At 43.3% G+C, this 11,044-nt stretch carries 7 protein-coding genes; all 7 read left to right on the top strand.

Annotation, left to right across the window (positions count from 1 at the left end):
• The first annotated feature begins 217 nt into the window (after positions 1 to 217).
• Positions 218 to 928: a DUF6875 domain-containing protein gene (locus tag H6G26_RS18905; RefSeq protein ID WP_347242477.1), complete on the top strand. Its 711-nt coding sequence runs from the start codon at positions 218 to 220 to the stop codon at positions 926 to 928.
• A gap of 429 nt (positions 929 to 1,357) precedes the next feature.
• Positions 1,358 to 1,822, top strand: a complete 465-nt coding sequence (locus H6G26_RS18900; protein WP_190730721.1) for a CYTH domain-containing protein — start codon at positions 1,358 to 1,360, stop codon at positions 1,820 to 1,822.
• Positions 1,823 to 2,491: 669 nt separating this feature from the next.
• Positions 2,492 to 2,899 carry a hypothetical protein gene (locus H6G26_RS18895; protein WP_190730720.1) on the top strand — a complete coding sequence of 136 codons (408 nt, stop codon included), beginning with the start codon at positions 2,492 to 2,494 and terminating at the stop codon, positions 2,897 to 2,899.
• A gap of 478 nt (positions 2,900 to 3,377) precedes the next feature.
• Positions 3,378 to 3,722: a beta/gamma crystallin-related protein gene (locus H6G26_RS18890; RefSeq protein ID WP_190730719.1), complete on the top strand. Its 345-nt coding sequence runs from the start codon at positions 3,378 to 3,380 to the stop codon at positions 3,720 to 3,722.
• A 202-nt stretch (positions 3,723 to 3,924) separates the two neighbouring features.
• Positions 3,925 to 6,141 (top strand): peptidase domain-containing ABC transporter, encoded by a 2,217-nt coding sequence (locus H6G26_RS18885; protein ID WP_190730718.1) that lies wholly within the window; start codon positions 3,925 to 3,927, stop codon positions 6,139 to 6,141.
• A 6-nt stretch (positions 6,142 to 6,147) separates the two neighbouring features.
• Positions 6,148 to 7,551 (top strand): HlyD family efflux transporter periplasmic adaptor subunit, encoded by a 1,404-nt coding sequence (locus H6G26_RS18880; protein ID WP_190730717.1) that lies wholly within the window; start codon positions 6,148 to 6,150, stop codon positions 7,549 to 7,551.
• A gap of 130 nt (positions 7,552 to 7,681) precedes the next feature.
• The gene (locus H6G26_RS18875) at positions 7,682 to 10,996 is read left to right on the top strand and encodes an S-layer family protein (protein ID WP_190730716.1); all 3,315 of its coding nucleotides are present in this window, start codon (positions 7,682 to 7,684) and stop codon (positions 10,994 to 10,996) included.
• Positions 10,997 to 11,044 lie beyond the last annotated feature (48 nt).

Genomic DNA, 11,044 nt, shown 5'->3' with positions numbered 1-11,044 from the left:
TATTTTAAATGTAAAAAACAAATGAACAGCAACTTGCTTGGTGCAAAAATATTTTTGTGTATTTATTGATGTAAAATTCTTTAAATTCGCAAAGATGTTAGAGCAATTTTCTCTACTAAAGCTACAGATTAACCCAAAATAATGAAATCCAAAACTTGTTTTCTTTCCTAAATAATAAAATATATAGTTTTAGACAGATCATATAGTAAAAGTAATTTTGGATTCAGAACTAGACAATTACTCTATTTCACTCAAGCTCATGGAACTTTATACAACTCTTGAAATCGAAAAACTCCAGCAAAATGAAGACCTTCCTTACTTGATTGAAATTATGGATTGGGTAAAGAACTTTTTAGGAAGACCTCATCCTAACTTAGGAAGGCCCGGCGTAGTTTGCCCTTTTGTACCTCACTCTCTCAGGTCAAACAGTATTCGTCTAGCAGTTATTCGCACAAAAGATTTGTATCCAGAGCAATTAGAAGAAGTTGTTGGACGCTACCGAGATATCTTTCTTGAGATGGATGTTGAAGAGCAGGAATTAGCAATAAATAGAGCTTTTTTACTTATCTTTCCTGACATCCATGTAGAAGATGCTTCTAAATTAGTAGATAGTGTCCAACAAAAACTTAAACCTTTATTTGTTGAGTCAGGGCTGATGATAGGAGAATTTCATAAACGTAATGAAACTCCTGGTCTGCACAACCCAGACTTTCGTCCACTTCGTAGCCCTATCCCCTTGTTGGCTATTCGGTTTATGGTCGAAGCTGACCTCCCCTTTCTTCAGAGTCCGGCTGATCCATACTTACGTATTCGATATCTAGAAGCTTATTTAAAGTGTTTCGGTCATAAATTTACAGATGAAACAAAGTTTAAAAATGCTCATCAAGCATTAGCTTTAGCGAAAGAACAAACAGCTATTTTCACTTAACGCCACCTTGTAGTGGCACAGCAATGCTTGTGTATGTCAACTTCAGCTAAAACTCATTTAATACTAAAGCCTAATGGTAATATAGCGCTCATTTGAATTAGGGCAGGGCATTGCCGTGTTCTTACGAGTATCTGTGTTTATCTGTGGTTCATTATTTTTTCTGTCCCTTACCCATGTGAGAACTGCTATATCAGCGATCGCAATTTCAAATCCCTACTTTTATGCAATTGGTAAGCGGATGCGTTACAATCAGGCATTGAAAATACGGGGTTGATACTCTGTACAAGTATCCGCAGACATAGCTGTTGCCATAAAACTAGAAATTAATCAGAGTCGATGAATATTGATAAAACTGGTAATGTGATTGAGTATGGGGTTGCTCGACTCCGGAGCGATCGCATAGAGTTGGTTTTTGAATAGGTAAGTAAAATGGCGAAAGAAATAGAGCGGAAATATTTAGTAAAAGGAGATAGCTGGAGAGGATTAGCCGAAGGTAGTGTATATCGCCAAGGATACATTGCTACACAAGATAAAGCGGCTGTACGTATACGTATAGTAAGAGAAAAAAGTTATTTGACCATTAAAGGCCCCAATATCAAATATTCGAGATTAGAGTTTGAGTATCCTATTCCTCTTAAAGATGCTCAAGAAATACTTGAGACGTTATGTGAACGTCCCTTTATAGAAAAAATCAGATACAAAATAGAGTCGGGTGGTTTGATTTGGGAGATAGATGAGTTTGATGGTGTTAATAAAGGATTAATATTAGCAGAAGTTGAACTCAGTGATGAAAATCAACAGATTGAACTACCAAGCTGGATTGGACAAGAAGTTTCTGATGACTCCAGATATTTCAACAACAATTTAGTAAAACATCCTTTTTCAGAATGGTAATTCCCGAAATATTGGTAACAACCAATTTAAAAAAAAATACCTAACAATATAGAATTCGCATCTTATGTTTTCTCAGCGCTCTCTCTGCTTAAGCGGTTAAAAAATTTACTTTTAAACCACTTAAGCAGAGAAGCCGAGCATAATTTCAATGCGACGCCGGTATTCTGGGCGTAAGTCGGTTTCTAAGCTTTTCATTAGATATCTGCGCTGAAAAGGTGTTAATCAAAGACCTGGATTTTCCATAACGATTCCCTTGGTACAACTTGCATTCTTTGGAAGTTCGTTTAGCTTCGTTGCGAACCTCTGCTTACTTATCGGAATCAAAAGTCTATGAATTCTGCAATTATTTACAAAAGTTTATAATTATTAAGTACAGCTTCTTAAGCCTTGGCGTAGTGAAAAAGCAGAAAGGACACAGATATAGCCTCTGTTTTAAATTCCATGATTCGGAATAGTCAAAGCACGTCATAACACTTTAGTTTGGAAGACATAAGTAGCTTTTTTTGGATATAAAACATTTTAATAAAAAAACATAAGTCATTGAGTTATGCGTAAAAAATAAGTTTAAAACCCTTGATTCTATAGATTTAATCTCAGAAACTTGAAATTGAGTTAGACAAGACACCACTAATTCAACATCAATCTGAAATAAAGGAAAAGGAGAAAAAGATGAAAGTCAATCAGCAGGAACAACTCTTAACTGAATTAGACTCTGTGTTGGAAGAAATTTCAGATGACAATTCTGCTTCTCTAACAGGAGGAGCCAGATCAACCTTCTCAGACATAATTCCTGCCTTCGGATCAAGCACATTTGCACAGACATATGTCACCAGTAGGCAATTCAAAGACATTTCAATTCGATTGAATGAGAATATCGATTCCGCCATAAAAGTTAAAGCCGTGCGTGCCGATGACCTACGTGATATAAGTACTTCCGTAAGGACGATTCCTCCAAACTCTGCCGGAAAACTGATCACTGTTGCGGCAAATGTGCGCGATGGAGTCCCCTTCAGGCTCAATTTTTTAATTGACGGGTTTAATTTAGCCACCCCAGTATCAGGTCCGATCACGTTTTAGCAGGATGGTTTTAGCTTTTCGCCATTAGTCTCGTCCGACTTCTGCTTGAGGAATTTAGTTAAAGCTGTCATTTCTAATACTCATTTTTGAGTTGGATCAGGCGATCCGGTTGTATTGCAAAAAAAATTTTCAACACCATTTGTAGTAATACGACATTTTGTAACTTTATTACATCTAGGTTTTTGAAAATTTTTGCAACACAATCTTTAATACACTGAAAGCCAGATCCAGTCAGGGCGATCGCTACTTTTATCTTGATCGTCTTCCTCTTAAATCAAAAACATAAGTCCTTTAATTATGCAAATAAAATCACTTTTAAACTCTTGAATATATAGATTTTATTTCAGAAGCTTTAAGTGGAATTAGTCAAAAGTTGTCTAATTCCATTTCAACATCAATCTGAAATCAAAGAAACTGGTTTTAGCTATTGCTTAATCAATTCTTGCAGAAAAATTCATACTTTAATAGGAGAAAAACAATGTTAAACACCGACAAAGCAATTTGTACTTTTGATCAACAACTATTTACAGAATTAACTCCTGAAGAAGGAGCCGTCATCGAAGGTGGTGCGGATTTAGAACTTTATAATGGCGACAAATTTAGGGGGCGGATACTGGCTACAAACAAAAGCAGCCGGAATGTAGGTGATACCGCAAATGACCTAACTACCTCAGCTATAGTTAAGCGTGGTACATGGCTGTTATGGACAGGCGCAAATTACACAGGAACGTCTAGGCGGGTAGGAGTAGGAAGGTATCCGAATCTTTACTTTGACATAGGCTTGCCTAACGATTCGATCTCATCGGTTCAGCGTGTAAAATAATCCCGTAGAGAACCGAAACCGTGCAGCACGGTGGGACTGAAACTTTAATTGGTCTACCCAGATTTTTCTTAGTTTTCCAAACTAATTAGGTTGACCTACTTATTCATTTTTGAGTTGAGTCAACACCTCTAACATTTTGAAAACTAGCTCTGGTCGGGGTGAAAGCCCCGACTCACTTTCTCTTATGTGTAAGTTCTAAGTTATGAAATACCAAACTGTACTTCAACACAGTGAAGAAGACTGTGGTGCTGCCTGCCTTGCTACTATTGCCAAACACTACGGACGCACCTTTGCCATTAGTCGAATGCGGGAAGTAGTTGGCACAGGATCGCGCGGAACCAGCCTGCTGGGTTTGAGGCGGGGTGCAGAAACTCTAGGATTTAATACGCGTCAAGTTAAAGCCTCAGTGCAACTGCTTGACCAATTGCATAAAGCCCCTCTACCCGCCATCATTCACTGGAAAGGCTACCACTGGGTCGTTTTATACGGGCAAAAGGGGAAAAAATATGTAATTGCTGACCCTGGTGTAGGCATCCGCTATCTCACCCGCGAGGAGTTACTTGAAGGATGGGGTAATGGCATCATGCTGCTGCTAACGCCAGACGACAGCCGCTTTTATCAGCAATCAGATGATAAAATTGGCGGCTTTGGGCGTTATCTGATGCGGGTTTTACCCTACCGCGCTATTCTCATCCAAGCGATCGCAATTAACATCGTCATCGGACTACTTTCGCTTGTCTCTCCCTTAATGATGCAATTGCTCACCGATGACGTACTCGTACGGGGAGATACCCAACTGCTAGCCGTTGTGGCAATTGGAGCGATCGCTATGAGTCTATTTAGCAGTGCGATCGGTTTGGTACAATCTCACCTAATTGGTCACTTTGGTCAAAGGTTGCAATTAGGACTGATTCTAGAATACGGACGACAACTGTTGCGTTTGCCCCTCTCATACTTTGAAGGACGACGCAGTGGAGAAGTAGTCAGCCGGATTGCCGATGTGAATCACATCAATGAGCTAGTTTCTCAAATTGTCCTCGGTTTACCTAGCCAATTTTTTATTGCTTTGGTTTCCTTGGGCTTCATGCTCTTTTACAGTTGGGGGCTGACTTTGGCAACCCTTGCTGCCTTTATGATTGTCACCCTCGTCAACCTGCTTTTTCTCCCGGCTTTGCGCCAGAAAACCCGTCAAGCGATTGTGTTGGGTACAGAAAACCAAGGCTTTCTCGTTGAAACTTTTCGCGGTGTCCAGGTGCTAAAAACTACCCAAGGCACTCCCCAAGCTTGGCAAGAGTATCAGGCAAATTATGGTCGGCTTGCTAACTTGGGCTGGAGTACGATGAAGCTGGGGCTTTACAGTGGCACAATTACTAATATTATTTCTACTTTTACTAGTATTGCCTTACTGTGGTTAGGCTCATATTTGGTAATTAATCGCACTTTGAGCATCGGTCAGTTGCTAGCATTTACTGGTATGAGTGGTAACTTTCTCGGCTTTTTGGGTTCAGTTATCGGCTTAATTGATGAGTTTATCACAGCCCAGATTGTCATCCAACGCCTGACGGAGGTGATTGATGCTACCCCAGAAGACGACAAAGACGAAAAAAAGCCTTGGGCAGAACTTAAGGGCAATATAGATATTAATTGCACCAACCTTAATTTCCACCACGCAGGTAGAGTTGACTTGCTGCAAGATTTTTCGCTGATTATCCCTGGCGGTCAAGTCATTGGCCTAATTGGTAAATCCGGTTGTGGTAAAAGCACCCTCGCCAAACTGCTTGCTGGGTTATATGTCCTTCAATCTGGCAATATTCGGTATGGCATCTATAATCAGCAAGACCTCTCGATGGAATGTCTGCGTCAACAGGTGGTGCTAGTACCTCAAGAACCTCACTTCTGGAGTCGCTCAATTATTGAAAACTTCCGCTTCAGCTATCCTCAAATCACCTTTGAACAAATTGTGCAAGCTTGCGAGATTGCTGGTGCAGATGAGTTTATTAGTAAACTTCCCGATAAGTATCAAACTGTTTTAGGCGAATTTGGCGCGAATCTTTCTGGTGGACAACGACAGAGATTAGCGATCGCTAGAGCTATAGTTACTGACCCGCCAATATTAATTTTAGATGAATCCACGGGCGCTCTCGACCCAGTGAGTGAAGCTCAACTGCTAGATAGGCTGCTGTCTCATCGGCTAAGCAAAACCACAATTATGATTAGCCATCGCCCCAAAGTTATTGGGCGGGCTGATTGGATTGTATTGCTGGAAGAAGGGCGTTTGAAAATCCAAGGCACTCCAGAGGCTCTGCGCCATCAAGCTGGTGAACACTTAGACTTTTTAGACAGCGTTGACCCATTTACAAATGGTTTAATGCCTAAATCCTCTAACTCTAACGGTAAATTCAGCACAATCATTAACTAAAATAGCATGATTAGCCATTCCAACTCAGACTACTTGCCCCCAATTCAAGACAACGAGTTTCTCCCGCCACTTGGTCGTTGGACTACTTGGGGCGGACTAGTTCTTGTCTGTGCTGTGGGGTTAGGCGTTCCACTCGCCTCTGTTACCAAATATAAAGTAACCGTTAAAGGACAAGCTGTTGTCCGCCCTGCTGGTGAATTGCGGCTCGTTCAAGCTGCTACGGAAGGTCAGGTGACGCGGGTTTTTGTTGCAGAGAATCAAGTTGTCAAAAAAGGGGATGTCATTGCTACTATTGACAACTCAAAGCTACAAACCAAAAAGAGCCAACTCGAAAGTAATATTGGGCAAAGTCGTTTACAACTCTTTCAAATTAATGCCCAGATTAATGCGATTAATAGCCAGGTTTTAGCTGAAACTGAGCGCGTCAACCGGGTTATTGCTGCTACTGAAGCTGAATTAAGCGATCGCAGCAGGAACTATCAAGATAAACTTATTACTACCGCTACTGATGTCGAAGAAGCGGATGCCAATGTCAAAGCTGCGGATGCTATTCTTAAAGCAGCCCAGTCAAAGCGAAATCGCTATGAGACTGTAGCCAAAGCCGGAGCTTTGTCTCAAGATCAATTTGAGGAAGCACAACTAGCTGTTCGCCAGCAAGAACAAGCTCTCTTAGCAGCTAAAGCCAAATTGCAAAATGTCCAAACTGCCCTCAATCCCAGTAATGCACAAGTAGCGATCGCTTATAATCGCATTGCCCAAGAAAAAGCTACCGGGAAAGCCAGCATTGCAACTTTAGATAAAGAACGCCTTGCCCTAATCCAGCAACGAATTGAAATCCAAAAACAATTAGAGCGCGACACCCGCGAACTCCAGCAAATAAATATCGACCTCAGCCAGGCTATCATCACTGCCACAGCAGACGGAATCGTTTCTAAATTAAACCTGCGAAACTCTGGTCAAACTGTGCCTGCTGGAGAGCAGATTGCCCAAATTGTCCCCAGTGATGCTCCCTTGGAGGTTAAGGCAGCAGTAGCACTTCAGGATAAAAATAAGTTGAAACAAGGTCAAACAGTACAGATGCGAGTTTCTGCCTGTCCTTATCCAGACTACGGGACTCTAAAAGGCAAGGTTAAGACGATTTCCCCAGATGCGATGCCTGCGGCGGGCTACGCCAACGCACCTGTTGGGAATGCTGCTAATGCCAGCGCCGCAACATTTGACAGCCAAAAGATGGCAGCCGTTGGTTCGTTCTATGGGGTAACAATTGAGCCAGAAAGCCTTTCTCTAGGTAGAGAAAAACACCAATGTGCTATCCAATTGGGAATGGAGGGTACAGTCGATATTATTTCTAGAGAAGAGACTGTGATGCAATTCTTTCTAAGAAAGGCAAGGTTGATTGTAGATATTTAGCGCGTTGGCGTAGCCCGCCGCAGGCATCGCAGCGTAACTATTCGTAACTATTTCTCGCAATCCTACCGTGGGTTTTCTATCTATCCTTATAAGAGGGTGTAGTTTACTTGCTAGTTATTTAAGGGTTGCAATGTCTAGAATAAAGCGAAGTAGGCAGCATTGGTGCTGGAAATTCGCATTGGGAAGTTTGTTGGTGATGGGTAGTGCGATCGGCGAAGCTGTATTGCAGACATTCGCTTTTTCTGTTAATTCCGCTTTTGCCCAAATTACCCCCGATAGCACTCTACCCAATAATTCGAGGGTTACAACACAAGACAACATCAGTACCATTGAAGGGGGAACTCAAGCTGGAAGCAACTTGTTCCACAGTTTTGGGGAGTTTTCTGTTCCCACTGGCGGCGCTGCAATATTTAATAATGCTGCGGATATTCAAAATATTATCAGTCGGGTAACGGGTGGATCAGTCTCTACGATTGATGGGTTAATTCGCGCTAATGGTACAGCTAACCTGTTTCTAATTAATCCATCAGGGGTTATTTTTGGGAAAAATGCCAGTTTGCGTATTGGAGGTTCGTTTCTGGGGAGTACGGCGAGTAGCCTGAATTTTGCTGATGGGACTCAGTTCAGTGCGACTGCTCGTCAAACCGCACCCTTGCTGACTGTTAGTGTTCCAATAGGTTTGCAATACGAAGGGAATGCGGGGGACATCCAAAATCAATCCCAGGCGACCAATAGTAGTAGTGAACTTGTGGGTCTACAGGTACTGCCAGGTAGAACTTTGGCTCTTGTGGGCGGCAATGTGGGTTTGGATGGCGGTAGTTTGAATGCTCAAGGTGGTCGAGTGGAGATAGCAGGTGTGGCAGGACCAGGAGCGGTAGGGCTTTTTGTTGATGGAAATGGTCTGCGTTTGAGTTTTCCCGATACTGTGGCGCGAGCTAATGTGTACCTCGACAATCGTGCTGAAGTGAATGTCCGCGCCTCTGGTGGCGGTAGTATTGCTATCAATGCTCAGAACTTGAATCTGACGCAAGGAAGTAAACTGGAAGCCGGGATAGCGTCGGAGTTAGCTTTAGGTGACACTAAGGCAGGCGATATTGAGATTAATAGCACTGGTAATGTCTCCTTTAATGGAGAAGGTAGTGGTGCATACAATCAGGTAGAATTAAACGCCATTGGCAACGCAGGTAACATTAACGTCACGGCGGTTTCACTGTCTGTTACTAATGGAGGTGAATTGAATACGAGTACTTGGGGACAAGGAAATGCAGGCAATGTGAACGTTAACGCCAGTGATACAGTCTCCTTTGTTGGGGAGAGTCCCAATAATATTTCCAGCCGTACCTACAGCCGGGTAGAAAAAACAGGCGTGGGGCAAGGAGGTGATATTTATATTAAAACAGGGGCGCTCTCAGTGAGTGATGGCGCTTTCTTAAGTACTACTACGCTTGGAATAGGGGACGCAGGGAACGTAACTATTGATGCTGGCGATACAGTCTCCTTTGTTGGGGCGGGTCCTCCTAGTGACGATTTCTGGCCTAGTGGTGCTTACACTCAAGTGTACACGGGTGCCAAAGGCCAGGGAGGTAACGTCAATATTACGACGGGATCGCTTTTTGTTACCAATGGTGCTCGGTTGATTACGAGTGCTAATACTGAAGGACAAGGAAATGCGGGCAACATAACTATTGATGCCCGTGATACAGTTTCCTTTATTGGGGAGAGTCTTAATAATAGTTCGAGTGGAGCCTTTACCTGGCTAAGAGACAAAGGCGTAGGGCAAGCGGGTGATATTTATATTAAAACAGGGTCGCTCTTAGTGAGTGATGGTGCTTTCCTAAGTGCTAATACTGAAGGACAAGGAAATGCGGGCAACATAACTATTGATGCCCGTGATACAGTTTCCTTTATTGGGGCGGGTCCTCCTAGTGACGGTTTTTGGCCTAGTGTTGCTCAAACTCAAGTAGACCCAGGTGCCAGGGGTCAGGGGGGTGATATTTACATCTCGACAGGGTCACTAGAGGTAACAGGTGGTGCTTTACTAAGTGCTAGAACTCTTGGGATAGGAGACGCAGGCAACGTAACCATTAACGCCCGTGATAAAGTCTCTTTTAATGGAGTCGGTAGAAGTGAAGTCTACCCCTATCTAGGTAGTGGTGCCTACAGCCAGGTAAATGAAACAGGTGTGGGGCAAGCGGGTAATATTTACATTTCGGCAGGGTCGCTTGAGGTAACAGGTGGTGCTTACTTAAGTGCTGGTACCCTTGGAAAAGGGGACGCAGGCAACGTAACTATTAACGCCCGCGATAAAGTCTCTTTTGATGGAGTCGGTACAAACGGAATATCCAGTGGTGCTTACGGCCAACCGCGATTGTCTAATACTCAAGGGCAGGGAGGTAATGTCAATATCACGGCGGGTTCGCTCTCGGTCACTAATGGCGCTAGCCTAAGTTCTAGCACCTACGGTCAGAAAAATGCAGGTAATGTAAACATTAACGTCCGCGATCTGGCCTCTTTTGATGGAGTCGGTACAAACGGAATACCCAGTGGTGCTTCCAGCCGGGTAGAAAAGGATGCCGGGGGTAATGGAGGTAGTGTCAATATCACAACGGGGTCGCTTTCTGTAACGAATGGCGCTGCCTTGATCGTTAGCAGCTTCGGACAGGGAGGCGCGGGCGATTTGATTATTAACGCCCGCAATACGGTTCGGCTGGACAACCAAAGCCGCATCGGAGCTACCACTATAGTGGGCAATCAGGGCAATATCTCATTACGCTCTCAAAACCTAGTGTTGGGTCGCGGAAGCGATATCACCACTAACGCCACTGGAAAAAATGCCATCGGCGGCAACATCAACATTGACACCGATTTCCTCATTGCTTTTGAAAATAGTGACATTAGTGCCAATTCTAGTAACTTCCGTGGCGGCAATGTGCGAATCAAAGCCCAAGGTATCTTTGGTACACAGTTCCGAAATGTAGCATCTGATCGTACAAGTGACATTACCGCCACTGGGGCAAATCCTGAACTTAGTGGTTCTGTAGAAATCAATACACCTGATATCGACCCTAACAGTGGCTTAGTTAATTTACCAGCCGTACCAGTTGATACCCAAGTAGCACAGACTTGTACCGCAGGTAGTACTGTAGCTAAGAGCAGTTTTACTATCACTGGACGCGGTGGCTTACCGCCTAATCCGGGTGAAGCCCTCAGGGCTGACGCAGTGCAGGTAGATTTAGTGTCTCTCAACCCAGAAGTAGGTAATACTCCAGCAGTTTCCACAAATCCCATAAACTCAACACCAGATCGCATTGTAGAAGCTGCTGGTTGGGTAATTGCTGCTAATGGCGATGTAATTCTCACTAACTCTGCACCGACTGTCACGCCTCATTCTTCTTGGCTGAGGACAGCCGATTGTCGTGTGGTTAATCAACGCCAGGGAGGTTGAGCAACTTACACTGTCTATTTTTAGTAAAAACGCGGTGCAAGTGAGGGC

It is taken from the genome of Nostoc sp. FACHB-888 (assembly GCF_014696655.1).
GTDB lineage: Bacteria > Cyanobacteriota > Cyanobacteriia > Cyanobacteriales > Nostocaceae > Nostoc.
Note: the sequence above shows the minus strand (reverse complement) of the source record. Positions and strands in the feature narration are given on the sequence as shown.

Bases quoted from the DNA above. Each gene is read 5' to 3' on its own strand.
- H6G26_RS18880 (WP_190730717.1), top strand. From the start codon at position 6,148: ATGATTAGCCATTCCAACTCAGACTACTTGCCCCCAATTCAAGACAAC.
- H6G26_RS18875 (WP_190730716.1), top strand. From the start codon at position 7,682: ATGTCTAGAATAAAGCGAAGTAGGCAGCATTGGTGCTGGAAATTCGCA.
- H6G26_RS18900 (WP_190730721.1), top strand. From the start codon at position 1,358: ATGGCGAAAGAAATAGAGCGGAAATATTTAGTAAAAGGAGATAGCTGG.
- H6G26_RS18895 (WP_190730720.1), top strand. From the start codon at position 2,492: ATGAAAGTCAATCAGCAGGAACAACTCTTAACTGAATTAGACTCTGTG.
- H6G26_RS18890 (WP_190730719.1), top strand. From the start codon at position 3,378: ATGTTAAACACCGACAAAGCAATTTGTACTTTTGATCAACAACTATTT.
- H6G26_RS18885 (WP_190730718.1), top strand. From the start codon at position 3,925: ATGAAATACCAAACTGTACTTCAACACAGTGAAGAAGACTGTGGTGCT.